General features: G+C 72.0%; 23 protein-coding genes. 18 read left to right on the top strand and 5 right to left on the bottom strand.

All coding sequences use genetic code 11. The features are described 5' to 3' along the window. The first annotated feature begins 60 nt into the window (after window positions 1-60). Window positions 61-1593, top strand: a complete 1533-nt coding sequence (hpaE, locus tag FRAQA3DRAFT_RS11815) for a 5-carboxymethyl-2-hydroxymuconate semialdehyde dehydrogenase (protein ID WP_035922808.1) — start codon at window positions 61-63, stop codon at window positions 1591-1593. 68 nt (window positions 1594-1661) lie between these two features. Continuing rightward, complete coding sequence (hpaD, locus tag FRAQA3DRAFT_RS11810; RefSeq protein ID WP_009739265.1) at window positions 1662-2693, top strand: 3,4-dihydroxyphenylacetate 2,3-dioxygenase; 1032 nt, start codon at window positions 1662-1664, stop codon at window positions 2691-2693. Window positions 2694-2751: 58 nt separating this feature from the next. Here the strand turns inward: hpaD and FRAQA3DRAFT_RS11805 are convergent, their stop codons facing one another. The 3 genes from FRAQA3DRAFT_RS11805 to FRAQA3DRAFT_RS11795 are packed head-to-tail and all read right to left on the bottom strand — an operon-like array spanning window position 2752 to window position 5605. After that, window positions 2752-3987, bottom strand: a complete 1236-nt coding sequence (locus FRAQA3DRAFT_RS11805) for an NAD(P)/FAD-dependent oxidoreductase (protein WP_009739264.1) — start codon at window positions 3985-3987, stop codon at window positions 2752-2754. 50 nt (window positions 3988-4037) lie between these two features. Beyond that, window positions 4038-4361, bottom strand: coding sequence for a 2Fe-2S iron-sulfur cluster-binding protein (locus FRAQA3DRAFT_RS11800; protein WP_009739263.1), 324 nt, complete (start codon window positions 4359-4361; stop codon window positions 4038-4040). A 23-nt stretch (window positions 4362-4384) separates the two neighbouring features. Beyond that, window positions 4385-5605 carry a cytochrome P450 gene (locus tag FRAQA3DRAFT_RS11795; protein WP_009739262.1) on the bottom strand — a complete coding sequence of 407 codons (1221 nt, stop codon included), beginning with the start codon at window positions 5603-5605 and terminating at the stop codon, window positions 4385-4387. Window positions 5606-5759: 154 nt separating this feature from the next. Here FRAQA3DRAFT_RS11795 and FRAQA3DRAFT_RS11790 point away from each other — a divergent pair, with 154 nt between their 5' ends. The 10 genes from FRAQA3DRAFT_RS11790 to FRAQA3DRAFT_RS11745 all read left to right on the top strand — a co-directional run bounded on the left by FRAQA3DRAFT_RS11790 (window position 5760) and on the right by FRAQA3DRAFT_RS11745 (window position 17814). Next, a complete protein-coding gene (locus FRAQA3DRAFT_RS11790) occupies window positions 5760-6674 on the top strand; it encodes a LysR family transcriptional regulator (RefSeq protein WP_009739261.1) in 915 nt (304 codons plus the stop codon). A gap of 159 nt (window positions 6675-6833) precedes the next feature. Further along, on the top strand, window positions 6834-7586 hold the full coding sequence (locus FRAQA3DRAFT_RS11785) for an alpha/beta fold hydrolase (protein ID WP_009739260.1): 753 nt from the start codon (window positions 6834-6836) through the stop codon (window positions 7584-7586). 348 nt (window positions 7587-7934) lie between these two features. Next, entirely contained in the window at window positions 7935-9062 is a 1128-nt protein-coding gene (locus tag FRAQA3DRAFT_RS11780; protein WP_009739259.1) for an NDMA-dependent alcohol dehydrogenase, read from the top strand. Window positions 9063-9131: 69 nt separating this feature from the next. Beyond that, window positions 9132-10538, top strand: a complete 1407-nt coding sequence (locus FRAQA3DRAFT_RS11775; RefSeq protein WP_083873593.1) for an ABC transporter substrate-binding protein — start codon at window positions 9132-9134, stop codon at window positions 10536-10538. Between the two features lie 58 nt (window positions 10539-10596). Beyond that, complete coding sequence (locus FRAQA3DRAFT_RS11770; protein WP_009739257.1) at window positions 10597-11454, top strand: branched-chain amino acid ABC transporter permease; 858 nt, start codon at window positions 10597-10599, stop codon at window positions 11452-11454. Continuing rightward, on the top strand, window positions 11441-13288 hold the full coding sequence (locus FRAQA3DRAFT_RS11765; protein WP_009739256.1) for an ATP-binding cassette domain-containing protein: 1848 nt from the start codon (window positions 11441-11443) through the stop codon (window positions 13286-13288). The genes FRAQA3DRAFT_RS11770 and FRAQA3DRAFT_RS11765 overlap by 14 nt, the downstream gene beginning before the upstream one ends. Beyond that, complete coding sequence (locus FRAQA3DRAFT_RS11760) at window positions 13285-14094, top strand: ABC transporter ATP-binding protein (RefSeq protein ID WP_009739255.1); 810 nt, start codon at window positions 13285-13287, stop codon at window positions 14092-14094. Before FRAQA3DRAFT_RS11765 ends, FRAQA3DRAFT_RS11760 begins: the two co-directional genes overlap by 4 nt. Window position 14095: 1 nt before the next feature. Further along, entirely contained in the window at window positions 14096-15697 is a 1602-nt protein-coding gene (locus tag FRAQA3DRAFT_RS11755) for a class I adenylate-forming enzyme family protein (RefSeq protein ID WP_009739254.1), read from the top strand. Between the two features lie 106 nt (window positions 15698-15803). After that, a complete protein-coding gene (locus FRAQA3DRAFT_RS11750) occupies window positions 15804-16997 on the top strand; it encodes a thiolase family protein (RefSeq protein ID WP_009739253.1) in 1194 nt (397 codons plus the stop codon). Continuing rightward, window positions 16990-17814, top strand: coding sequence for an enoyl-CoA hydratase/isomerase family protein (locus FRAQA3DRAFT_RS11745; protein WP_009739252.1), 825 nt, complete (start codon window positions 16990-16992; stop codon window positions 17812-17814). The genes FRAQA3DRAFT_RS11750 and FRAQA3DRAFT_RS11745 overlap by 8 nt, the downstream gene beginning before the upstream one ends. 155 nt (window positions 17815-17969) lie before the next feature. Here FRAQA3DRAFT_RS11745 and fabG read toward each other — a convergent pair whose 3' ends face one another. Further along, a complete protein-coding gene (fabG, locus tag FRAQA3DRAFT_RS11740; RefSeq protein WP_009739251.1) occupies window positions 17970-18758 on the bottom strand; it encodes a 3-oxoacyl-ACP reductase FabG in 789 nt (262 codons plus the stop codon). Between the two features lie 480 nt (window positions 18759-19238). On the opposite strand from fabG, the gene FRAQA3DRAFT_RS11735 reads away from it, so the two are divergent. From FRAQA3DRAFT_RS11735 to FRAQA3DRAFT_RS11715, 6 genes are all read left to right on the top strand, one after another. Beyond that, window positions 19239-19721 carry a DUF3237 domain-containing protein gene (locus tag FRAQA3DRAFT_RS11735; protein WP_035920884.1) on the top strand — a complete coding sequence of 161 codons (483 nt, stop codon included), beginning with the start codon at window positions 19239-19241 and terminating at the stop codon, window positions 19719-19721. Between the two features lie 91 nt (window positions 19722-19812). Next, on the top strand, window positions 19813-21297 hold the full coding sequence (locus FRAQA3DRAFT_RS11730) for an aldehyde dehydrogenase family protein (protein WP_009739249.1): 1485 nt from the start codon (window positions 19813-19815) through the stop codon (window positions 21295-21297). 112 nt (window positions 21298-21409) lie between these two features. Beyond that, the gene (locus tag FRAQA3DRAFT_RS11725; RefSeq protein WP_009739248.1) at window positions 21410-22372 is read left to right on the top strand and encodes an SDR family oxidoreductase; all 963 of its coding nucleotides are present in this window, start codon (window positions 21410-21412) and stop codon (window positions 22370-22372) included. A 53-nt stretch (window positions 22373-22425) separates the two neighbouring features. Next, window positions 22426-22590, top strand: coding sequence for a hypothetical protein (locus FRAQA3DRAFT_RS34990; RefSeq protein WP_157467307.1), 165 nt, complete (start codon window positions 22426-22428; stop codon window positions 22588-22590). A gap of 49 nt (window positions 22591-22639) precedes the next feature. Further along, on the top strand, window positions 22640-24052 hold the full coding sequence (locus FRAQA3DRAFT_RS11720) for an NAD-dependent succinate-semialdehyde dehydrogenase (protein WP_085950031.1): 1413 nt from the start codon (window positions 22640-22642) through the stop codon (window positions 24050-24052). A 131-nt stretch (window positions 24053-24183) separates the two neighbouring features. Next, window positions 24184-25224, top strand: coding sequence for an aromatic ring-hydroxylating dioxygenase subunit alpha (locus FRAQA3DRAFT_RS11715; protein WP_009739246.1), 1041 nt, complete (start codon window positions 24184-24186; stop codon window positions 25222-25224). Window positions 25225-25329: 105 nt separating this feature from the next. On the opposite strand, the gene FRAQA3DRAFT_RS34985 is transcribed toward FRAQA3DRAFT_RS11715, so the two are convergent. Beyond that, window positions 25330-25500, bottom strand: a complete 171-nt coding sequence (locus FRAQA3DRAFT_RS34985) for a hypothetical protein (protein WP_157467305.1) — start codon at window positions 25498-25500, stop codon at window positions 25330-25332. Between the last annotated feature and the right edge of the window lie 24 nt (window positions 25501-25524).

The following is a 25524-nucleotide window of genomic DNA, read 5'->3' as shown; positions in this document are numbered from 1 at the left end:
CCCGGGGTATTCGTGTCGATTCCCCGACCCGACTGATTGGACTGACCTGCGATGGCCACCATGATCACCGGGACGCCGGCTCCGGCCGTGCCCGCGGACCTCCCCAGCAGCGTGCTCCACTACATCGGCGGGCAGCATGTCGGCAGCGTCGACGGCGCGACGTTCGACGTCGCGGACCCGGTGAGCAACACCCCGTACGCCACGGTCGCCGCCGGCTCGGCGGCGGATGTGGACCGCGCGGTGCGCGCGGCCCTGGCCGCGTTCACCGGCGGGCCGTGGCCGGGCATGCGGCCGCGGGAACGGGCACGGATCCTGAACCGGATCGCGGACGCCATCGAAGCCAGCGACGAGCGGATCGCGCAGTTCGAATCCTTCGACTCCGGTCTGCCAATCACCCAGGCGCGGGGGCAGGCGCACCGTGCGGCCGAGAACTTCCGGTTCTTCGCCGACGTGGTCGTCGCTCTGCACGAGAGCGCCTTCGGCGTCGGCACGTCCCAGCTGAACTACGTGCTGCGCAGGCCGGTGGGGGTCGCCGGGCTCGTCACCCCGTGGAACACGCCCTTCATGCTCGAGTCCTGGAAGCTCGCGCCGGCGCTGGCGGCGGGCTGCACCGTCGTGCTGAAGCCGGCCGAGTGGACCCCGCTGTCGGCGAGCCTGCTACCCGAGCTGATGACCGAGGCCGGAGTGCCCGACGGCGTGTTCAACATCGTGCACGGCATCGGCGAGCAGGCCGGCGACGCGCTCGTGCGCCATCCGCAGGTGCCCGTCATCTCGTTCACGGGGGAGAGCGCGACCGGGAAGACCATCATGGGTAACGCGGCGCCCCACCTCAAGGCGCTGTCGATGGAGCTGGGCGGGAAGTCGCCCGTGGTCGTCTTCGCGGACGCGGACCTCGAACGAACCCTCGACGCGGCCGTGTTCGGGGTGTTCTCACTCAACGGCGAACGCTGCACCGCCGGCTCGCGCATCCTGGTCGAGGACGACCTGTACGACGAGTTCGTCGCCCGGCTCGCAGAGCGGGCCCGCCACGTGCGGGTGGGCCCGCCGTCGGACCCGGCCACCCAGCTCGGCGCGCTGGTGCACCCGGAGCACTACCGACGGGTCCTGGACTATGTCGAGGTCGGATGTGCGGAGGGGGCCAGACTCGTCGCGGGGGGAACCCGGCCCGAGCACCTGCGCGAGGGCAACTATCTGGCGGCGACGGTCTTCGCGGACGTCCGGGCCTCGATGAGGATCTTCCAGGAGGAGATCTTCGGCCCGGTGGTCGCGGTGTCACGGTTCCGCGACGAGGCGGAGGCTGTCGCGCTCGCCAACGACAGCTCCTATGGGCTGGCCGCCTACGTCTGGACGTCGGATCTCGAACGCGGGCACCGCGTCGCCCACGCGGTCGAGGCCGGGATGGTCTGGCTGAACTCGCACAACGTGCGCGACCTGCGTACGCCGTTCGGCGGCATCAAGGCGAGCGGCCTCGGCCACGAGGGCGGCGAGCACAGCATCGACTTCTACACCACCAGCCGGGTCGTGCACGTCGCGCTCTCCGACGCGCGACCGACCCGTTTCGGCGTGCCGCCGCAGGCGGATCCCGCCCTCTGACCGACATCCCGGGGCCCGCGGTCCGCTGGCCGGGGCGCCCGCCCGCGACGCTGGTAAGGAGCCCGAACGTGACGCTTCCCGAGCCTCCCGACGTCGTCCGTTCCGCCTACGCCGAGCTGGTCGTCACCGATCTGGACCGGGCTCGCTGGTTCTGGTCGGAGCTGCTCGGGATGGTCGTGCAGGCCGACGAGCCGGACGCCCTCTACCTCCGGGGGTACGACGAGCTGACCCATCACAACCTGGTGCTGCGGGCCGGGGCGGAGCCAGCCGCTTCGTACTTCGCGTTCCGGGTGCGGACCCCGGCCGACCTCGCCAGGGCGGAGGCGTACTTCGGCGAGCTGGGCTGCCCCACCCGGCGGCTTCCCGCGGGCAGCACGCTCGGGGTGGGTGCGGCCGTGCGGGTGCAGGACCCGCTCGGTTTCACCGTCGAGTTCTTCCACGAGATCGACCGCGCCGAGCGACTCGTGCAACGGTACGACCGGCGCCGGGGGGCGGAGATCGCCCGGCTCGACCACGTCAACATCGTGGTGCCGGACATCCCGGCCGCCTACGAGCACTACACCTCGCTCGGCTTCGGCTGCTCGGAGACGATCGAGGACGAGCACGCCCTCTATGCCGCCTGGATGTACCGCAAGCAGACGGTGCACGACGTGGCCTTCACCGGCGGTGCCGGCCCCCGGCTGCACCATCTGGGGTTCTTCGCGCACGAGTCGCACCAGGTGCTGCGGATCTGCGACATCCTCGGTTCGCTGCAGGAGGAGGCCCACGTCGAGCGCGGGCCCGGGCGTCACGGTGTCTCGAACGCCTTCTACGTCTACCTGCGCGATCCGGACGGGCACCGGCTCGAGGTGTACTCCAGCGACTACTACACCGGTGATCCGGACCACGAGACGCTGCGGTGGAACGTGCACGACCCGCGCCGGCGCGACTTCTGGGGGAACGCGGTGATCGAGTCCTGGTACACGGAGGCGACCACCGTGCTGGACCTCGACGGCAGGCCGTGCCCGGTCCGCGACGTGGCCTGCGACGAGGTCGCGGTCACCGTGGGGGCCGACGGGTTCGGCCTCAGCACGCCCGAATCCGCGCACCCGGGAAGCTGACCCCGCAAGCCGATGAGCACGTACCCGTCCCTCAGCCCGCGCGAGCAACCACCTGTGATCACGAGACGGCGGGCGGGCCGGGCTCGGGCCTGCTCCGGGAATGGGACCTGAGGTCGAAGCTCGGGTCCGCCGCCTGCTCGGGGGTCAACGGCCGGCCGTCGGCGAGCAGTCGGCGCGCGGCCAGGTGGTCCGCCGGCCGGTTCACCGACTCGACCGCGACCAGCCGTCCGGCGACGAAGGAGAACACGGAGAAGGCGCCGGCGTCAGGATCACCTCGCAGCACAGCGCGTTCCGCCCCGGTCGGGACGCCGGCGATCTGGAGCCGCAGCTCGCCCTGATCGCTCCAGAACCAGGGCACGGCGCGGTACGGCGTGGGTTGCCCGCGCAGCAGTGTCTCGGCGACGCAGCGGCCGTGGTCGGCGGCGTTCTGCACCGATTCGAGCCGCACGGGCGATCCGACGGCCGGGCTCGGGTAACGCGCGCAGTCGCCGACGGCGAACACCCGCGGGTCGGGCGTGCGCAGGCAGGCGTCCACCAGGATTCCGTCCGCCGTGGGGAGTCCGGCACCGGCCGCGAGCCCGACGTTCGGCACGGCACCGACCGCCACCAGGACGAGGTCCGCGGGGTGGCGCCGGCCGTCGTCGGTCTCCACCCCGACGACCCGCCCGCGCCGGGCGAGCAGCCTGCGGACTGTGGTCCCGAGCAGAATCCGCACCCCGGCTCGGCGGTGCCCGGCGGTCAGGAAGCCGGAGACCGCCGGGCTCACCGCGCGTGCCATGGTCCGCTCCCCCGCCTCGACGAGCAGGGTGGGTATTCCCCGCGCCCGGGCGACCGAGGCGAACTCCAGGCCGATGAACCCCCCGCCGACCACCACGGCCGAGGTGGCCCCGGCCAGGCGGTCCCGCAACCGCTCGGCGTCGCGCAGGGTCCGCAGGGTGAGCACGCCGTCGGCGTCGTGGCCGGGAACGGGCAGCGTCCGGTTGCGCGCTCCGAGCGCGAGGACGAGATGGTCGAACGCCAACCGGCCCCCGGAGCCGAGGTGGACCTCCCGGGCGGCGCGGTCGAGGGTGACGACCCGCTCGCCGCGGAGCAGGCGGATGTCGTGGGCGTCGTAGAAGCGCTCGGCTCGCAACGGCAGCGGCTGCTGCCCGGGGTCGGCGAGGAATTCCTTCGACAGCGGTGGGCGCTGGTAGGGAAGTTCGGGTTCGTCCCCGATCACCGTCACCGCGCCGTCGAAACCGCCGTGGCGCAGGCTGAGAGCGGCCTGTACGCCCGCCTGACCGGCACCGACCACGACGACGCCGGACCCGGAGCCGTCCTCGATGCCGACGCCGTCGTGGGGTATCAGATCTGCTCCTCGGGTAGCCGGACGACCAGGCCGTCGAGGTCCTCCGAGGCGGTGAGCTGGCAGCTGAGCCGGCTGGCCGTGGTGCGCGGGCTGGCGGTGCTGTCGAGCATCTCGTCCTCGTCGGCGCCGAGTTCGGGCAGCCGGCCGCCGTCGGCCGGGTCGACGTAGACGTGGCAGGTGGCGCACATCGCCGAGCCGCCGCACTCGCCGAGCACGCCCTCGACGCCGTTGGCGACGGCCGCCTGCATCAGGCTGGTACCGTCCGGGGCGTCGACGACGTGCCGCGTCCCGTCGGGATCGACGTAGATGATTTTCGGCATGAGTGGGTTCCTTCCGCGCGAGGTCAGGGCGTCCAGCGCACCGGGAGGTTCAGCACTCCCCGGAACACCCAGCCGCCGAGCTCGACCTCGGGTTCGGGGGCCAGCTGAAGGCCGGGCAGCCGCCGGAAGAGCGTCGGCCAGGCGACCTGGCTGACCTGGGACCGGGCCAGCCAGGAGCCGAGGCAGAAGTGCGGGCCGCCGCCGAACGCGACATGACTGTTGGGCTTGCGGTGAAGGTCGAAACGGTCGGGGTCGGCGAAGACGGTCTCGTCCCGGTTCGCCGAGCCGATCAGCACCCCGATCCGGGCGCCCGCCTCGATCCGGGTGCCGCCGAGCACGACCTCGCGGGTGGTCTGGCGGGGGTACATCCCGATGGGGGAGACCCAGCGGACCGTCTCCTCGAAGGCCCGGCGCCACAGCGACGGGTCCGCCTCGACGGCGGCGCGCTGCTCAGGGTGGGTCAGCAGGGCCCACGCGCCGACGGCGAGGGAGTCCCTGGGCTCGTTCAGGCCACCCCCGATGATGACCTTGACGTTGGCGCGGATCTCCTCGACGGACAGCGGGTCGGTGGCGTGCAGCATCGCCGAGATCACTGACTCGTCGGGGCGGCGGCGCAGGTGGCCGAGCACGTCGTCGATCGCGTCGTCCACCTGCTGCGCGGCGGTCTGGGAGCGCCGCCAGACCGTGGGGTCATCAACGTAGTTGCCGGTGGCGTCCATCATCGCCTGCGACCACTCCTGCAGGTCGGCCGGGGCGGCGTCGGGCAGGCCCAGGACGAGTCCGAGGTTGCGGGCGGCATACGGCCCGGCGAAGTCGCGCAACAGGTCGGCCTCGCCGCGGTCGTAGAGGCCGTCGACGAGCTCGTCGGCGGTGCGCTGGAACAGCGTCGTCCAGTGGTTTGCGACGACCCGGGGTCGCATCGGCGGCTCGGCGGCGGCACGCTCGCGGGCGTGGGCCGCGCCATCCTTGCGGATCATCGTGTGGCCCATCACCCTGATCATGAGCGAGTCGCGCTCGGCGGCGCTGAAGGTCTCCGGGTCCCGCTCGAGCGCGACGACGTCCCGGTGGCGGGCCACCAGGTAGCGGTTGGCGGCCGGCACCCACGCCACCGGCTCGCGCCGCCGCAGTTCTCGGTAGATCGGGTATGGGTCGGACCACAACCGCGCCAGCTCGACGGTCGCTCCCAGCGTCGCCGACGGGGTGCTCATCGCAGATCCGGTGCTCATCGCAGATCCGGTGCTCATCGCAGAGTCCTCCTCGTCGCCGGCCCGGATGCGGGAGGCCGATGCCAGCCGCGTCCGGGCCGCGGTGTCGTTCCCGAAGGGCGTGGCAGGAGCGTGATCGGGCGGTGTAGTCGTGTAAAGCATCGGAATCTTGGAAGTGTCGTAGGTTTTTCTTATGAAGGAGGTTCGCTACTCGCTGCGACAGCTGCGCTACTTCGTCGCGGTGGTCGACGCGGGGACCATCAGCTCGGCGGCCGAGGCGTTGCGGGTCTCCCCGGCCGGGGTGTCGCTGGCGGTCGCCGGACTCGAACGAGCCATGGCCGCCCAGCTGCTGGTGCGCCACCGCGGCCGCGGGGTGAGCCTCACCGCCGCCGGGGCGGACCTCCTCGCCGAGGCGCGCGCATTGCTCGAGGCTGCGGGCGAGCTGCAGGAACGCGCCCACGATCTCGGGCAGGCGCTGGCGGGCCGGCTGGTGGTCGGCTGCTACACCCCGCTGGGCCCGTTCCTGCTGCCCCGGCTGCTGCGGGGCTTCGGCGCCGAGTATCCGGAGATCGTGCTCGACTTTGTCGAGGGTTCCGCGTCCGACCTGCACGACCAGCTCGTCGCGCGGGGCTGCGAGCTGGCGTTGCTGTACGACCTGGACGTGCTGGCGGGCACCGCGACCGAGACGGTCTCGGTGCAGCGCCCGCACGTCATCCTGCCGGCAGGCCACCGCCTGGCCGGCGCCCAGGTGGTCGATATCCGCGACCTCGCGGCCGAGCCGATGGTGGCGCTCGACGTGCCGCCGAGCATGCACCACACCCAGGGCGTGTTCGACGCGGTCGGGGTCGTGCCCCGGATCGTGCACCGCAGCACCAGCTTCGAGCTCGTGCGCTCACTCGTCGGCCGGGGCCTGGGCTACTCGTTGTTGATCCAGCAGCCGGAGACCGACCGCACCTACGACGGCCGTCGGGTGGTGACCCGCCCGATCCTTGGCGACCCGGGCGAACTGGCGATCGTGCTGGCCAGGCCCGCCGGGCTGCGACCGACGCGCCGGGCACTCGCGTTCGCCAGGTTCTGCCGGGACGTGCTCGGTGAGCGTCGGCCGTGAGCCTCGACTGGGTGTTTCCACCCAGCGGAAGAGAACGTCCGCCTCGCGGTCCGCTACGGGGTTGTCTGTGCAATCAGGCGGTCCTATCGTTCGGTTGCCCGACGGTCCGCCGCGCTCGCCGATGACCCGCGACGGCTGGGGCGGAAGGAGCGGTGGGCGGTGGCCGACGTGTTACTCGTGCACGGGGCCTTCCACGCGGGTTCGTGCTGGGACGCGGTGGCGGTGACATTGCGCGCAGCGGGCCACCGGGTGTGGGCCCCGACCCTGACGGGCCTCGGGGAACGGGCGCACCTTGCGACGAAGACGACTGACCTGTCAGGTCATGTCCGAGAGATCGAAGAACTGATCAAGTTCGAGGGTCTCACCTCGGTGGTGCTGGTCGGGCACGGCCTGGCCGGCATGATCCTCAGCGTGCTGCACGAACGCATTCCCGAACGCCTGCGCAACCTCGTCTACCTCGACGGTTTCGTCCCGGACCACGGCGAGAACGCCCTGGACGGGCTGGCACCCCTGTACCGCGCCGCGACGCGGCGGGCCGCTGCCCGCGGCGTCGGCTGGCTGGTGCCGCCGCCCCCGCTCGAGGTCTTCGTCGGCGACCATGACGTGCCCCTGGCCTGGCTGCGGTCGCAGCTCCGGCCGCAGCCGCTCGCCACGCTCACCGAGCGGGTGCGGCTGTTGTCACCGGAGATCCTCGACTGCTCCTACGTGTCCTGCGTCGGGTGGCACAGCATCACGACCGCCTCGCATGCCCGGGCGCTGGCCAGGGGGTGGCGGGTAAGCAGGATCTCCGAACCGCACAGCGCCATGCTCACCTCGCCCGCGGTCGTCTGCCGGGAGATCGAGAACGCGATCGGAGCCGCGAACCCGATGCCCGTCCTGCCAGAGCTGTCGCCGCAGCGCGCGCGCCGGTAGGACTGCGGGGCCTGACCCCCTGGGTGAGAAGTGAGCTTGCTCTCACAGCGCAGAATCATATATGTTCCCGTATATCGACCCGCCTTCAGGTTGCTTGATCCAGCCTCGTGGTGTCGGGATTCCGTACTGAAGACCCCAGTCCGCCGCCAGCCCACGTCCGCGATGTCGGCGCTCCTGCCGGCCGCCGCCAGCGCCCTCGCTCGCAGTACCCGCCGGGTGCCGGATGCCCCGGTGGGGCACCGGCACCCGGGTACCCGGCGGCCCTGAGCCGTGGTCCGGCGCAGTGGTCCGGGGCCGTCGCTTGGCCGTCGAGCCCTGCCGGCTGTCAGCTCCCCAGGAGGCATTCCGATGAAGACGCAAGCCGCGGTCCTGTTCGGCGTCGGGCAGGACTGGAAGATCGTGGAGGTGGACCTCGACCAGCCCCGGGACCACGAGGTCCTGGTCCGCTGGGCGGCGGCCGGCCTCTGCCACACCGACGAACATCTGCGCACCGGCGACATGCCGGCCCGCCTGCCGATGGTCGGTGGCCACGAGGGGGCGGGCGTGGTGGAGAAGGTCGGTCCCGGGGTCAGCCGGGTCAAGGTCGGTGACCATGTCGTCTGCTCCTTTGTCCCGGCCTGTGGCTCCTGCCGGTTCTGCTCGACCGGTCGCCAGAATCTCTGCGACCTCGGCGCGCACGCGCAGGACGGTTCCCTGCCGGAAGGTGGTTTCCGCTTTCACCTGGCCGGCGAGGACGTGGGCGGCATCTGCGTGCTCGGCACGTTCGCCGAACGCGCTGTCGTCTCGGAGTACTCCTGCGTTCCGATTCAGTCGTGGATCCCGTTGGACGTCGCGGCGCTGGTGAGCTGTGGGGTCCCCACCGGCTGGGGCTCCGCGGTCAACGCCGCCGAGGTCGAACCGGGAGACGTGGTCGTGGTCGTGGGCGTGGGCGGGGTCGGCGTCAACGCGGTGCAGGGGGCCGTGCACGCCGGCGCGAGAGCCGTCGTGGCACTCGACCCGATCGAGTTCAAGCGGGACTCGGCCCTCGGTTTCGGCGCCACCCACACGGCGGCCACCGCGGCGGAGGCGTTCGGACTGGTGATGGAGGAACTTGCCCCGGGAGTCGGCGCCGACAAGGTGATCGTGACGGTCGGCGTGGTCGACAAGACCGTGGTACGCCAGGCCTACGACCTCGTCCGCAAGGGCGGGACGCTGGTGTTGACCGGCGCGTCGCCGTTCGGGCAGGACACCATCCAGGTCGACGGCGCGACCTTCGGCCTGTTCCAGAAGCGTATCCAGGGGACGCTGTTCGGCCACTCCAACCCGCTTCGCGACATCCACAAGCTGTTCGAGCTCTACGGTTCGGGCCAGCTCAAGCTCGACGAGCTCATCACCAGGCGCTACCGGCTCGACCAGGTGAACGAGGGCTACCAGGACCTGGCCGACGGTGTGATCATCCGTGGTGTGGTCGTCCACGAGCAGGCAGCGGCGGGCTGAGCGCCGCGTCGGCGCCGGGGAGCCGCGGGGGAGATCCGGGAAAGCACAGCCTTCTTCCCTAGATCATATATGATCTTCAATAGGATTCGTATTTCCGGCCTGACGGGAGTGCTGATGTCCGGCAGCCTCGGCCGCCAGCTGGGGTGGGCCGGCATCGAGGCCGTCATCGAGGAGAAGGTCGCCATGGTCGTCCTCCGACGGTGCGGCCGTCGAGCCGCCGGTGGTTCACCCCCAGCCCCCAGCGCCGTCGTCATGAAGACATTCGGTTCCAGCTACCCAGCCAGAAGGGCTCGGACGATGAATCTACGAGGTCACCGCCGCGGCACCGCCGCCGCGGCCGCGCTGGTCGCCGTCGTGTTAGGCGCGACGGCCTGCGGTTCGTCGGACGGCGGCGGCGGCTCAGGCGGTTCCATCAAGGTCGGCGCGGTCGCCTCGCTGACCGGGCCGGTGCCCTTCCCGGACGCGACCGCCGGCGCGAAGGCCGCGTTCGACGAGATCAACGCGAAGGGCGGCATCGACGGGCGGATGATCGAGTACGTCGTCAAGGACGACGCCAGCGACCCGGCCACAGCCACGCAGGTGGCACGCCAGCTGGTCGACGAGGAGGGAGTGGTTGGCAACGTCGCCTCACTCAGCGCCGCCGGCGACTGCGTCACCAACGCCCCGCTCTACGAACGCAAAAAAGTCTACACGATCGGTCTGGGCCTGCAGCTGCAGTGCAGCACGATCTCCACGTTCGCCCCGGTCAACGCCGGCCCGGTGATCTCCGGCGCGCTCCAGGACATCTACGTCGCCGAAGAACTCGGCATCCCTGAACAGTGCTTCTTCGGCGTCACCGGCCAGGGTGCGCGGGCCACCTACGCGGCCATCCGTCGGATCGCGGAGTCCAAAGGCGTCACCTTCAAGTACTTCTCCGACACGTTCGCGGCGAACGACTCGCCGACTCCGTTCATCGTCAACGCCAAGCAGGCCGGCTGCCGGTCGCTGTACCACTCCGGCGTCGAGCCCTCGCTGGTCGCCACGCTGCAGGCCGCCGACGCCCAGGGTTACGAGGGCGTCATCGTCAGCACGACGAGCGCCTTCACCGAGTCCGTGATCGAGGCGGCCGGTGGGGCCGCCGAAGGCGTCTACAGCGCGACCGAGTTCGCCCCGCTCACCTCCGACGACGAGGCCGTGGTGAGCTACCGCAAGGCGATGGAAGCCTCCGGCGGCCCAATCAGCGCGCTGTCCGAGGGCGGCTACATCGCCGCCCAGCTGTTCGCCTCCGTCCTCGGCTCGATCGACGGCGACATCACCGCCAAGTCGGTGGCCGCCGCGCTCGACGCGAAGACCCCCCTCTCGAACCCGCTGCTGCTCGACAAGTGGGTGTTCGGCCACTACCCGAACCGCTCCATCCAGATGATGCAGGTGACCGACAGTGCCTGGGCGCCGGTCGGCGACGTCCAGACGCTGCCCGAGTCGGCGCTCCGGCAGTGAACCGCCGCGCAGTGCACCGCCGCGCAACCAGCCGCCGCGGTCTCCCGGGGACGATCTCGTGATCCAGGCAGGGGTGTCGGGGCTCGTCTCCGGCGGGGTCTACGCGCTGCTCGGGATCTGCCTGGTGCTGACGTACCGGATGGCCGGGGTGCTGAACCTGGCCCTGGCGGCCGTCGGCGCCTTCGCGGCCTTCGCGATGATCGAGCTGCAGGAGGAGGGCTGGCCTTACCTCCCGGCCGTCCTCGCGGGGTTCGCGGTCGGCGGGGCCGTCGCCGTGGTCCTCGGCCTCGCGATGAACCGTTGGTTCGGGGAGTCGGACACGCCCACCCGCGCCGGCGTCTCGATCGCCGTCCTCGTCGGCCTGCTCGCTCTCGGCAGCCGCCTGTTCGGCGGCGACGCCAGGCCCTTCCCGGCGATCCTCCCCGACGTCAAGGTGCGCATCGCGGGCGTGGTGCTCACCGCCGCCACCCTCATCGCGCTGGCCGCGTCGGTGGTGATCGCCGCCCTGCTCACCGCGATGCTGGGACGCACCCGCACCGGCCACCAGCTGCGGGCGGTGGCGGCCCGACCGGTGACCGCCGAACTGCTCGGCATCCCCGTGCGCCAGCTCACGACCGCCGTGTGGGCCGCCTCCGGACTTGTCTCGACCGGGGCGGTGCTGCTGATCGCGCCGGTCCAGTCGAGCCAGTTCTCGAGTCTGAGCCTGCTCGTCCTCCCGGCGACGGCTGCGGCGCTGCTGGGCGCGTTCCGGTCCTTCTGGCTGACGGTGGCCGGCGGGATCGGCATCGGGGTGCTGAGCAGCCTGATCGGCGACAACGAGCGGATCGCCGCGTTCAGCAACATCATCCCGTTCGTCGTCGTCGTGGTCGTGCTGTGTGTGGTCCAGCGCAGGGAGGTGTGGGATGCGGCTCGTTAGCCCGCCTGGCGCGGTCGGCAGGTCGACTGCCGTGGCGATGGTCGCCGTCGTGGCGGTGACGCTGCTTCCCCTGGGGTTGACGAGTTACTGGCTCTTCCTCGCCACCTCGGGGGTGATCGCCGCCTTCACGGCGCTGAGCATCGGAGTCGTGTCCGGCCGCGCCGGCCTGATCTCGCTGTGCCAGCTCAGCTTCGCCGCGATCGGCGCCTGGGCCGTCGCCTGGCTGAGCATGCACCACCCGGATCTGCCCGTGCTGGTGCTGGTGCTGGCGGGAGGCGCGGCGGCCGTGCCGTTCGGCCTGCTCGCCGGACTGCCGGCGCTACGGCTGCGCGGGGTCAACATCGCCATCGTGACCCTGGGCTGCGCCTCGGTCGTCGACACGCTCCTCAACCGGTACGGCATTCCCGGGGTGGACGACGGGATCATCGTGACGCGCTCCGGCGTGTTCGGCGACGACCTTTACTACTTCTGGCTGTGTTGGGGACTGCTGCTGGCGGTCGTGGTCGGCCTCGCCCTGCTCGGCGCGCGTCCGACCGGCGCCGCCTGGCTGGCGGTGCGGCGCAGCGAGCGGTCGGCCGCGGCGATGGGGCTGTCCGTCCCGCGGGCGAAGCTGACGGCGTTCGCCGCGGCGGCGTTCGTCGCGGGTCTCGGCGGGGCGCTGCTCGTCGTACAGCTGGGCCTGGCCGCCAACCAGTCGTTCGGTTCCTTCCCCTCGCTGGTGGCGTTCACCGTCGCGGTGATGTTCGGCGCCCGCTTCCCCGAAGGGGCGATGTTCGCGGGCGCCGCGACGGTGCTCATGCCGGAGCTGCTCCGGCGGGTCGACGTGCCCGCCGACGTCGGCAGCATGCTGTTCGCGGTGGGTACGGTCTTCGCCCTGCGGCAGGGATCGGGCGTCGCCGAGGCGTTACGCGCCCGGGCGAGCCGACGGCGGGCGGACGCCGCGCTCGGTCGGTCCGCCGCGATCTCCGGCGAGCCGGCACCGGTCGCCCTGCCGGTCGCGGTGCCGGTCGCGGTGCCGGTCGAGGCCACCCGGCCGGGGGCGCGGCGGGCCGCGGCGGGCTCGGCGCGACCGGGCCCGGCCGACGCGCTGGAGGTCCGTGACCTGACAGTCCGTTACGGCAGCGTCGTCGCCCTGGACGCGGTGAGCTTCACCGTGCCGGCCGACCGGGTCATCGGGCTCATCGGCCCCAACGGCGCAGGCAAGTCGACCCTCGTCGACGCCGTCAGCGGATTTCTGCCGGGCCACACCGGCGACGTCCGACTCGGCGGCCGGTCGGTGACCGGGCTGTCGGCGGCGAAGCGGGCACGGACCGGTATCCGGCGCACCTTCCAACAGGGCCTGGCGGTGCCCGAGCTCACCGTCGGCCAGTACCTGCGGCTGGCCGCCGGGCGAGCGTTGCCCCGGGCGGAGGTCCGGGCGCTGCTGGAGTTCGTCGGCGGCCCGCCGTCCGACCTGGTGATCGCCGACATCGACGTCGGTACGCGACGGCTGGTCGACGTCGCGGCGGGTCTCGCCGCCCGGCCGCGGGTCCTGCTCCTCGACGAACCGGCGGCGGGGCTGCCCGCCGACACCTCCGAGCTGCTGGCGGCGCGGATCGCCGAGATCCCGGTCCGCTTCGGCTGCGGGGTGCTGCTCATCGAGCACGACATGACGATGGTGCAGGCCGCCTGCTCCGACGCCGTCGTGCTCGACTTCGGCAAGGTCATCGCCGCTGGTCCGGTCGAGGAGGTACTGGCGCACGCGGATGTGGTGAGTGCGTACCTGGGTGGCCAGCAGTTGGGCGGTGGCGCGGAAGCGGGTGGTCCCGGCGGCCAGCAGGTGGTGGCGGTATGAGCGGCGTGGCGAGCGGGCTGCGGCTCGAGGCTGTGCGGGTCGACCGGGGCGGTTTCCCGGTCGTGCACGGCGTGGATCTCGTCGCACCGGCGGGGGAGGTGACCGTCCTGCTCGGGCCGAACGGCGCCGGGAAGACAACGCTGATGGAGGCGGTGTCCGGGGTCGTCCGGGTGGTGTCGGGGACGGTGAACCTGGGCGGGCGGGTGCTGACCCGGGCGAGCCGGGTGGCCCGGGTGCGGGCCGGGCTGAGCCACGTCGAGCAGGGGCGGACCGTCTTCGCCGACCTGACGGTCGAGGAGAACCTTGAGATCGCGGGCGCCGGCGGCTACGACCGGGCCCGGGCACTGTTCCCGGAGCTCGCGAGCCGGCGCAACGTGCGGGCGGGCCTGCTCTCCGGCGGCGAGCAGCAGATGCTCGTGCTCGCCAGGGCGATCGCGCGTGAACCGGCGATGATCCTGGTCGACGAGCTGTCGCTCGGCCTCGCCCCGGTCATCGTCAAGCGGCTGATCCCGGTCGTACGCGCCCTTGCCGACGAGGGGGTCGGGGTGCTGCTCGTCGAACAGTTCGCCGCCGACGCACTGAGCATCGGGGACAGCGCCTACCTGCTCAACCGGGGCACGATCGTGCACCACGGCCCGGCAGAGGTGCTCGCGGAGCAGCCCGAGCTGCTGCGCCGGGCCTACTTCGGTGGGGGCGACGAGCCCGCCGACGATGCCGTCCCCGCCTACGCCGCGACCTCCGCGGACGCGGCGGTCACCGCGGACGCCGCGGAGGCCGCGACACACCCCGACCCCAAGCGAGGCTGACATGAACTGTGGGCACGTGATTCGCAAGTCCGGCAGGTACAGCGCCGACAACGTCGCGGTCTGGTTCGACGGCGCTTCGATGACCTACGGCCAGCTCTACGAGCGCTCGTGCCGGCTGGTGAACGTCCTGCTCGACCTCGGGATCGCGCCCCAGGACAGGGTCGCGACCCTCGGACCCAACAACATGTGGTCGCTCGAGGAGATCGCCGGGCTCGCCCTCGGCGGGTTCGTGCGGATCCCGCTGCATTACCGCAACACCGTCGACCTGCACCTGTTCATGATCTCCCATGTCGGGGCGCGGACCCTCGTGGTCGACGAGCCGCGTTATCGGGAGCTCGCCGACCGGCTCGACGAGGTGCCCTCCCTCGAGCTCGTCCTGGTCCACGGCCTGGCTGACGCCGGTGGCGGTACTGGCGACGGTGACCGCCGCCGGGTACGCGTCCTCGACTACGAACGTCTGCTGCGGACCGTCAGGCCCGACGACCCGGAGATCGTCGTCCATCCGGACGACATGCTGCACATGGCGTTCACCTCGGGTACGACAGGGCGGCCAAAGGCGACCGTGCAGACCCACCGGAGCTGGCTGAACGTCACCGCCGAAAACATGATCATGTTACGGCCGATCACAGGGGACGACCGCTATCTCGCCGCGGGGCCGCTGTCGCACGCCGCTTCCACCATCATCTTCGCACTGCTCGCCAAGGCGGCCGGCAACGTGGTGATGGCGAGCTTCGAGCCCAGACGAGCCGCGGAGCTGATCGAACAGTACCGGGCGACCATCACGGTGCTGGTGCCAACGATGATCCAGATGCTGGTCAGCGAGCCGTCCACCGCCGACCGCGACCTGTCGAGCCTGCAGGCGGTGCTGGCCACCGGGGCGCCGATCACCGAGCGCACGATCCGGGAGGCGCAGGGGGTCCTCGGCGACGTGCTGTACCTCGGCTTCGGCCAGAGCGAGGGCATCCCCGCCACGATCCTCACTCCCGCGGAGATCAGGAGCGGTCTCGCTGCCGACCCGTCGCTGCTGCGTAGTGCCGGGCGCTGCACCCCCCGTTCGATGGTGAAGATCCTCGACGAGGACGGCAACGAGTGCCCGCCCGGCCAGCAGGGCGAGATCGCGATCGACACCCCCGGCAACATGAAGGAGATCTGGGGCGATCCCGAGGCCACGGCGAGCCGCTTCACCTCCGAGGGCTTCATCCTCACCCGCGACATCGGCTACCTCGACGAGCGTGGCTATCTGTTCCTGGCCGATCGCAAGGAAGACATGATCATCTCTGGCGGGTTCAACATCTGGCCCGCCGAGGTCGAGAACGCGGTCGCCGCGCACCCCGCGGTGCTCGAGGTCGCGGTCGTCGGCGTGCCGCATCCCAAGTGGGGGGAGACCCCGCGCGCGGTCGTCGTCCTGCGGGCTGGCCGCACCGCCACGGAGGACGAGATCGTCCAGTGGTGCCGCGACCGGATCGGCTCCATGAAGAAGCCGACCAGTGTCGCGTTCCGCACGCAGCCGCTGCCCAAGAGCCCGGTCGGCAAGCTGCTGCGCCGCGTTGTCCGGGAGCAGGAGTGGCCGGCGGACGCCGGCTCGATGATCGGCGGTGCCTGAAGCCGGCCACGCCGCGGCGGGCGCTGTTCCTGGTGTCCCACCGGCACGTTCCGCCCTTCCTTCGGCCCAGGGCCCACCCAGGGGCGACAGCGACGAAAGGTCCGTCATGAGTGGTCCGGCCAGCAGACGTCCCGACGACCGGGACGCCGTGATCGTCGATGCCGTGCGCACACCGATCGGCCGCGGCCATCCTGAGCGCGGTGCCTACCGGCGCCTGCACGCCAGCACCCTGCTCGCGCATTCGCTGCGCGCCCTGGTCACCCGGACCGGCATCGCACCCGAGCTCGTCGAGGACGTGCTGGCCGGCTGCGGCGCGCAGCTCGGCGAACAGGGCCGCAACATCGCCCGCAACGCGTGGCTTGAAGCCGGCCTCCCGGTGGCCACCCCGGCGATCACGCTGGACCGGCAGTGCGGCTCCGGGCAGGACGCGGTGAACTTCGCGGCGGCGCTCATCGCCTCCGGCGCGCGTGACGTCGTGGTCGCGGCCGGCGTCGAACATATGGGCCACGTCTCGTTCGCCGTCGGCGAGCAGGTCGCGCGCGATCACGGCAACCCGTTCTCGCCGCCGCTGCGCGACCGCTACGAGCTCGTGCCGCAGGGAATCAGCGCGGAGCTCGTCGCGGAACAGTGGGGCCTGTCGCGCGGCGAGCTCGACGAGCTCGCGCTGCGGTCCCACCAGCTGGCCGCCCGGGCCAGCGAGCAGGGGCGGTTCGCGGCCGAGATCGTGCCGGTGCCGCTCGGGGGCGGCGAGGGCGAGGTGACCGCCGACCAGTGCATCCGCCCTGACACCACGCTCGACCGGCTCGCGGCCCTGCCACCGGTCTTCCGGGAGGGCGGGACGGTGACCGCGGGCAACGCCTCGCAGATCGCCGACGGTTCGGCCGCCGTCCTGCTGATGAGCCGGGGCAAGGCCGCGGCGCTGGGGCTGCGCCCGCGTGCCCGGGTGGTCGACCACGTCGCTGTCGGCGTCGACCCTGTGATCATGCTGACCGGTCCGATCCCGGCCACCCGCACGGTGCTCGACCGCAACCGGATGTCCGTCGGCGACGTCGACCGCTTCGAGGTCAACGAGGCGTTCGCGTCGGTCCTGGCGGCCTGGGCCCGTGAACTCGAGCCCGACCTGGACCGGGTCAACGTCCGCGGAGGCGCGATCGGGCTCGGTCATCCCCTCGGTTCGTCTGGAGCCCGGCTCGTCACGACGCTGCTCAACGAGTTGGAGCACTGCGGCGGGACGACCGGCCTGGTCACGATGTGCTGCGCGGGCGGCCTGGGGACCGCGACGGTGATCGAACGTGTCTGACCCTGCCGGCACGACCCGGCTGACGGTTGACGGGCTGACGGTGGACGGTCTCGCGCTTGACGGGCTCGCGCTTGACGTGGCCGACGGTGTCCTGCGGGTCCGGCTCGACCGGCCGGGCAGCCTCAACTCCCTCACCGGGCGGATGCGGATCGGGCTCGCCGAGGCGTTGCGCTGGGCGGCTGGCGCCGCGCGGGTGCGGGTGGTGGTGCTGACCGGAACGGGGCGCGCCTTCTGCGCCGGCCAGGACCTCGGCGAGCTGGCCACCGACCCGGACGACTCCGGCGACCGGCTGCGCACCGAGTACGCGCCGCTGGTGACGGCGCTCGGCGAGCTCGACAAACCGGTCCTCGCCGCGGTCAACGGTGCGTGCGCGGGTGCCGCGCTGTCGCTGGTCGCGGGCTGCGACCTGCGGATCGCGGCGCAGCGGGCGACGTTCGTGCCCGCATTCGTCGATCTCGGCCTGGTGCCGGACGCCGGCGGTTCCTACCACCTGCCGCGGCTGCTCGGCCGCGGTCGCGCCCTGGCCTGGCTGGCTTCCGGGCGGCGGCTGTCGGCGGCCCAGGCATACGAGATCGGCCTGGTCGACGAGGTGGTGCCCGACGGCGAGCTCGACAGGCGCACGGCGCAGTACGCGGCGTCGCTGGCCGCCCGCTCCGCGCCGGCCGTCGAACAGACCAAACGCCTGCTGCGCGCCGCCGCCACTGCCTCGCTCGCCGACCAGCTCGAGGCCGAGGCGCGGGCCCAGCACCGGATGAAGGCCACGGCCGAACACGCGGCGGCGCTCGCCTCGGTGCTCCCCCCGGCCTCCAGTCGCTGACGGGACAACGCCATCAGCCGCCGTCCCGGTGCCGGACCGGGGACGGCCCCGGTGGCTCCGGGGCCGCCTGGCAGCTCGTCGTGGTGGCCCTGGACGCGGGCCTGGGGCTGGACAACCTGCCGCGGTAGCCGGGGTGAACCATGCCTGCCGGGGCGCTAGGCGCGAGGGCCGCCCGCGACGTAGAGGATCTGGCCGGAGACGAAGGACGCGTCCTCGCTCACCAGGAACGACACCGTGTTGGCGATGTCGGCGGGCTGCCCGACCCGGCGCACCGGGATCTCCTGGGCGGCGACGGCCTGGAACTCCTCGAACGTCATGCCCACCCGGGCCGCCGTGGCCGCGGTCATCTCGGTCACGATGAAGCCGGGGGCGATCGCGTTCACCGTTACCCCGAACTTGCCGAGCTCGATGGCCAGTGTCTTGGTGAAGCCCTGCAGGCCGGCCTTGGCCGCGGCGTAGTTCGCCTGCCCGCGACTGCCCAGCGCCGACACGCTCGACAGGTTGACGATGCGGCCCCAGCCGGTCTCGGTCATGTAGCCCTGCACCGCCCGGCTCATCAGGAACGACCCGCGCAGGTGCACGGCCATGACCGTGTCCCAGTCGTCCACGGTCATCCGGAACAGCAGGTTGTCGCGGAGTACCCCGGCGTTGTTCACGAGCACAACGGGGTTGCCCAGGCACTCGGCCACCCGGCGCACGGCCGCGTCGACCGATGCCGGGTCGGTCACGTCGACCTCGGCCACGACTGCCCGCCCGCCCACGGCCTCGATCTCCTTGGCGACGGCCGTGCAACCGTCCGCGTCGAGGTCCAGGACCCCGACGCTCAGCCCGTCGCGGGCGAGCCGGCGGGCCGTGGCCGCGCCGATCCCGCGGGCGGCTCCGGTCACGATCGCGCACCTGCCGGCTGGCGGCCCGGACGAGTTCGACGCGGTGTTCCCCGACATGGGTTCCTCCTTGGGACGGGATGATCCGAGATGGGGCCCGGTCGCCACTGGCGTGGACCGGCGGCGATTGGCACACAGGTCATCGAATACGATCCAGGGGATTCTTGGAGACGTGACCCCGAGTGTGGTGACAGTGCTTACTCACGTCGGGGGTGTGTCGTTGCGATGAACCGCGGCCGTGAGCACTGGCCGTAGTACGTGCAGACCGAACCAGCCCGCCTAGGTGCGGCGGTGTCGCTGCGCGGTACTCCTTGTTGGGGGAGATTGAATCATATATGTTCTCCTCGATGGTTGTTCTTGATCGCGAGGCTGAGGGTGTCCCGCGCGGGGCACCAGAGTCCACCACGCAGGACGCGAGGTCCGATGACTGCAGTCAGCGCCGGGGCCGTATCGCCCACCCAGGCCGTATCGCCTACTGAGGCCGTATCGCCTACTGAGGCCGAGCGCGTCCCCTGGCCCGGGTTCGAGCGGGCATCGACCATGGAGCACCTGGCGCTGGAGTTCGTCATGGAGGTCCGCCTGCGGTTCACGCGGGTGCAGACCATCCCGACGATGCCGACCGGGGCCGGCCGGGGCGCCGTCTACGTGGACGGCGGCGAGTTCGAAGGCCCGCGGCTGCGCGGGAGGGCGGTCCCGAACAGCGGCGGCGACTACTCCCTGTTCCGGCCGGACGGCGTGCTCGCCTTCGACGCGCGCTATCTGCTCGAGGTGGACGACGGCACACTGATCATGCTGTACAACCGCGGCTACCTGTGGGGCCGGCAACCCGAGACCATGCAGCGGCTGCGGGGCTGGGCGTTCGCCGGGGGCCCGCCCGTCGACCACGCCGAGTACTACCTGCGCGCGTTCCCCACCTTCGAGGTGGCGGCCGGCAGGCACGACTGGCTGATGCGGCACGTGTTCGTGGGGGTTGGTGAACGCCGACCCGACGGCAACGTCATCCGCTACTACGCGCTGCTTTAGCCCGCGCTGCGCTGGCACGCACTGCTCCAGCACCCCCTTCGCAACCGGCTGCGGGGATTCCCGGCAGTACCAGTCCTACGGAAGGACCGCCATGACATCCAGCCTTGCCCCGGCCGACCCCGAGATCCGTTCCCTGCCGACGGGCATCCTCGTCGGCGGCGAATGGCGGGAGGCGGCGTCGGGGCAGACGTTACCCGACATCAATCCGGTCACCGAGGAGGTCCTCGCCGACGTCGCCGCCGGCGGTGAGGCCGACATCGACGCCGCGGTGCGGGCCGCGCGCGCACAGTTCGACGGGGGCGAATGGTCGCGGCGCTCCGGTGCCGACCGCGGCGCGCTGCTGCTTCGGCTGGCCGACCTGATCGAGCGCGACGCCGACCGGCTCGCCCGGATCCAGTCCCTGGAGAACGGCGTGCCCACCGCGATCGCTCGGGTGAGCGATGTCGCGAACGCTGTGCAGACCCTGCGCTACTTTGCCGGCTGGGCCGACAAGATCTCGGGGACCGTCGTCCCGACGTCGGGGTTCATGGGGCGCCCGACGCACTCGTACACGGTGCGCGAACCCGTCGGGGTGGTCGGCGCGATCATCCCGTGGAACGCGCCGCTGGCAGGGGCGGTCTACAAGCTGTGCCCCGCGCTGACGGTCGGCTGCACCGTCGTGCTCAAGCCTGCCGAGGACGCCCTGCTCACCGTGCTGCATCTCGGCACGCTGATCGAGGAGGCAGGGTTCCCGCCTGGCACGGTCAACATCGTGCCCGGGCTCGGCGAGGTCGCCGGCGCCGCACTGGTCGCGCACCCCGGCGTGGACCTGATCTCGTTCACCGGCAGCCCGGACGTCGGCCGTGTCATCCAGCGGTCGGCGGCGGAGACGTTCAAGCGGACGACCCTGGAGCTCGGCGGCAAGTCGCCGCAGCTGGTCTTCGCCGACGCCGACATTCCGGCGGCGGTCGCCGGCACCGCGATGGGCTTGTTCGCCAACCAGGGCCAGATCTGCGCCGCGGCGACCCGCATCCTGGTCGAGCGGCCGGTCTACGAGGAGTTCGTCGCGGGGCTGGGTGCGGCGGCCGCGGGTGTTCGCCTTGGTGACCCCGACGCCGCGGACGTCGACATGGGGCCGTTGATCAACCGGTCGCAGCTCCACCGGGTGCTCGGCTACATCGAGGTGGGCCGCATGGAAGGCGCCCGGCTGGTGGCCGGGGGCGGCCGGCCCGAGGGGGCCGGCTACTTCGTCCAACCGACGATCTTCGCGGACGCGACGAACGACATGACGATCGCGCGGGAGGAGATCTTCGGCCCGGTCGGCACCGTCATCCCGTTCGACGACGAGGCGCAGGCGGTCGCCATCGGCAACGACTCGATCTTCGGCCTCACCGCGACCGTGTGGACGTCGGACCTCTCCCGCGCCCACCGGGTCGCCGGGCGGGTGCGCGCCGGTCAGGTGTGGGTGAACGCCTGGGGCGCGTTCCACCCCGGCCTGCCGTGGGGCGGGTTCAAGCAGAGCGGCGTCGGCCGCGAGCTCGGGCTGAGCGGCCTGCACGAACTCACCGAGGAAAAAGTCGTCACCGTCGTGCTCTGACCCGTCCGCAGCTCTGTGGATGCGGTCTGCCGCGGTACGGGTACGTGTCCGGGTCCGGGTGGATGCCGGTCGCCGCGTTGCCGGCGCCGGCCGGAGAGAATCGAGGCACCTCGTGAGTGTGGTTGTGACGGGCGCGTCGGGGCAGTACGGCCGGCTGGCCGCGCGGCGCCTGCTGGCCCGGATCCCGGCGGCCGAGCTCATTCTCACCACCCGCACCCCGGGCGACCTGGCGGAGTTCGCGCAGCGCGGGGTGGACGTGCGCCGGGCCGACTTCGACGAACCGGAGACCCTGCGCACGGCCTTCGCCGGAGCTGAGCGTCTGCTGCTGATCAGCACGACGAGCGTCGGTCGCCGGGTCCGGCAGCACAGCCACGCGGTCGACGCGGCCAAGGCGGCCGGCGTGCGCCACGTGGTGTACACGTCCTTCGTCGGCACCGACAGCTCCAGCGCCGCCCTGGTGCTCGTCGACCACCGGGGCACCGAGGACGCGTTACGCCGCTCGGGCCTGGCCTGGACGTTCCTGCGTGACAGCCAGTACGCCGACGCGATCGCGGACGTCATCGCGCCGACGGCGCTGGCCACCGGCAGGTGGCGGGCCGCGGCCGGTGACGGTCTGATCGCGCCGGTCGCCCGCGAGGACTGCGTCGACTGCGCGGTCGCCGTCCTCACCGGGTCCGGGCACGAGAACACCGCCTACGACATCACCGGGCCGCAGTTGTTGTCCTACCGCCAGGCCGCCGAGCTCGTCGCCGAGGTCGCCGGCCGGCCGGTCGACTACGAGGTGATCAGCGACGGGGAGCTGTACGAGGTGTTCGACGCGCTCGGCGTCCCGCGTTGCGCCGACGAGGCCAGCGGCGCGCAGATCCCGTGGTCCAGCGACGACATGGTCTCGTTCGAACGAGCCATCCGGGACGGGGAGCTGGCGGTGCGCTCCGAGCACGTGCGCGAGCTGCTCGGCCGGCCACCGCGTTCCCTGCGCGACCTGCTTGCAGGCCGGGACTACAGCGCTGGGGCCCGGCGGTCGACGTCCAGTGAACATGGCCCCGCTGGGGGAGCCGAGGGTTGTTCGCCATGAGGAGCTGAACGTTCTGTGCTAGATCATGTACGAGTGTCACGAACCTCCGGCAGGTGCACGACTACGAAAGGGCCGGCCTGCTGCCGCGGGCGGTCGATGTCGAGGACTCGGTCGGCCAGCTGAACACCTGCTACGAGTTCGTCCGGGTGGCCGATGACGGGTCCCGGTTCGTGCCCTACGAGCCGAGCCTGCGCTGCGGCGCCCGGCTCGACCGCTGAGACAGGACGGAAGCGCACGGTGACCGTGTCCGACGGGACCCCCACTTGCATGCTGGTGGCCGGGCAGTGGCGCGCCGGCTCCGCCGGGACGTTCGGGGTCGCCGATCCCTCTACCGGCCGGGAGCTCGCCCGCGTGCCGCGGGCCGGCGCGGACGATGCCGCGGCCGCGGTGGCCGCGGCGTCGGCCGCGCTGCCGAGCTGGGCGAGCGCCGCCCCGCGCGAGCGCGCCGAGGTGCTGCGCCGGGCGTTCGACCTGACGCTCGCCCGGCGGGAGCAGCTCGCCTTCCTGATCAGCCTGGAGATGGGTAAGTCGCTGGCCGACGCGCGGGGCGAGGTCGGCTACGCCGCCGAGTTCTTCCGTTGGTTCTCGGAGGAGGCGGTGCGGGTCGGCGGCGAGCTGCGTACCGCCCCGGCGGGCGCGCACCGCATCCTGACGCTGCGCCGGCCGATCGGCGTGACGCTGCTGGTCACGCCGTGGAACTTCCCGCTCGCGATGGTGACCCGCAAGCTCGCGCCGGCGCTGGCGGCGGGCTGCACGGTGGTGGTGAAGCCGGCCGAGGACACACCGCTGACCGCGTTGGTGCTGGGTGGGCTGCTCGCGGAGGCCGGCGTGCCGCCCGGGGTGGTCAACGTGCTCACCACCGACCGTCCCGCCGAACTGGTGGGGCGGGTGCTGGCCGACGACCGGGTGCGCAAGCTGTCCTTCACCGGTTCCACGCAGGTCGGGCGGAGCCTGCTCCGGCAGGCCGCGGACCGGGTGCTGGGAGTGTCGATGGAGCTGGGGGGCAACGCGCCGTTCATCGTGCTCGACGACGCCGACCTGGACGCCGCTGTCGACGGGGCGATGGTCGCCAAGATGCGCAGCGGCGGGCAGGCGTGCACCGCGGCCAACCGCTTCTTCGTCCAGGCCGCTGTGGCCGGTGAGTTCGCGGACCGGCTGGCGGCACGCATGGCCGCGCTGCGCACCGGGCCCGCCACCGACGAGCGCACCGAGCTCGGCCCGATGGTGAACGAACGACAGGTCGAGGGGATCGCTCGGCGAGTCGAAGACTCCGTCGCGGCCGGGGCGAAGGTGCTGCTCGGCGGCTCGCGCCCGGCCGGGCTTGGTTACTACTACCCGGCGACCGTGCTCGTCGACGTGCCGGCGGATGCGCCGGTGGCGCGGGAGGAGATCTTCGGCCCGGTCGCGCCGGTCGTCGCCGTCCGTGACGAAACCGAAGCTCTCGCGCTGGCCAACGACACCGAGACCGGGCTCGCCGCCTATGTGTACACGGCCGACCTGGCGCGCGGGCTGCGGGTCAGCGAGCGCCTCGAGGTGGGAATGGTGGGCCTCAACCGCGGCCTCGTGTCCGACCCCGCCGCCCCGTTCGGCGGGGTCAAGCAGTCGGGCCTCGGCCGCGAAGGCGGCTTCGAAGGCATCCACGAGTACCTCGAGACGGTCTACGTCGCGACCGCCTGGTGACCGCGGGGCGCGCCCGGCGCCAGGATTCGGCAGCGAGGTCTTCCAGCAGCCAGAAGGCGCCATGACGGAGCAGTCGGCGCCCGCCATTCTCGGTCTTGCCATACGAATCCGTCGGGCCACGAGGAGCGCCGATGTCGAGTTTTGTGCGTGAGCACTGGTACGTGGCCGCTTACCAGCGCGAAATCGGACGGGAACTGTTCAGCCGCACGATCTGCGGCGAACCGATCCTGTTCTGGCGTACCGAGGCCGGTGGCGTGGCGGCGATGGCGGACCGGTGCGTGCACCGACGGTTTCCGCTGTCGCAGGCGCCGAGCCAGCTTGTCGGCGACACTGTGGTCTGCGGCTATCACGGGTTCACCTACGGCGCGGACGGCGGGTGCGTCTCCGTACCCGGCCAGACTCGCGTTCCGCGCACTGCCCGGCTGAAGTCCTACCCGGTCGTCGAACTGGACTCGTTCGTCTGGGTGTGGATCGGCGATCCGGGCTCGGCGGACCCCGAGACGGTGCCGCGCGTGCCGTGGCTGGACCAGCCCGGCTGGACGACGGTGTGCGGGATGGAGCCACTGGCGGCGCGCGCCTCGCTGCTCGTCGACAACCTGCTCGACCTGTCCCACGAGACGTACCTGCACAACGGGTACATCGGGACGCCGGAGGTCGCGAGCACACCGGTGACGACGAAGGTCGACGAGCAGGCGTCGATCGTCTACAGCAGTCGGCACATGCCCGACGCCGACTGCCCGCCCTTCTACGCGAAGTCGACCGGCATCACCGGGCGCATCACGCGCTGGCAGGACATCGAGTACCACGCCCCGTCCCTCTACCTGCTGCACAGCAGGATCGCGCCGGTCGGCGTGGTGCCAGCGCCCGACGGCAGCGATCCGGACGGCTTCCATGTCAAGGTGGTCTACGGGATCACTCCCGAAACCGAGCACAGCACGTTCGACTTCTGGGCCGTGGCGCGTGACTTCGCGGTCGACGACACCGCGGTGTCGGACTACCTGCTCCAGAACAACCGCACGGTGGTGCTGCAGGACGTCACGGCGCTCGGCGTGCTCGAGACGGTGATCGCCGCCGAACCCGCCGGCTACCAGGAACTGAGCATCGACATCGACGCAGGCGCGCTGGCCGCGCGGCGGGTGCTCGCGAAGCTGGGCGCGCGGAAAGGACAGTAGGTAGCCCGCAGCGCCCCCCGCCGGGCGGCCGTGGTGCTGTGCCGGCAGGTCGGGAGCTGCGGGACCGGAACTGCCAGCGGGGGGACGTGGGCGGGGGCGGACGGGTCAGGCGTACTGCGCGAGGAAACGGAGCAGGTGCTTGGTGAAGGCCGCCCGGTTGAGCCGCTCGTCGTGGATGCCGTGGCCGGCGCCGGCCAGCCTGACGACCCCGTGCACGTTTTCGGGGAAGGCGGTGGACATCGTCGGCGGGCGGCCGCCGCTGGGGCGGACAGCCACGAAGGTGGTGGGCGGCTCGGCGGT

It is taken from the genome of Frankia sp. QA3 (assembly GCF_000262465.1).
Classification (GTDB): domain Bacteria; phylum Actinomycetota; class Actinomycetes; order Frankiales; family Frankiaceae; genus Frankia.
The sequence above is the reverse complement of the archived record's forward strand: the minus strand, read 5'-3'. Positions and strand labels throughout refer to the sequence as shown.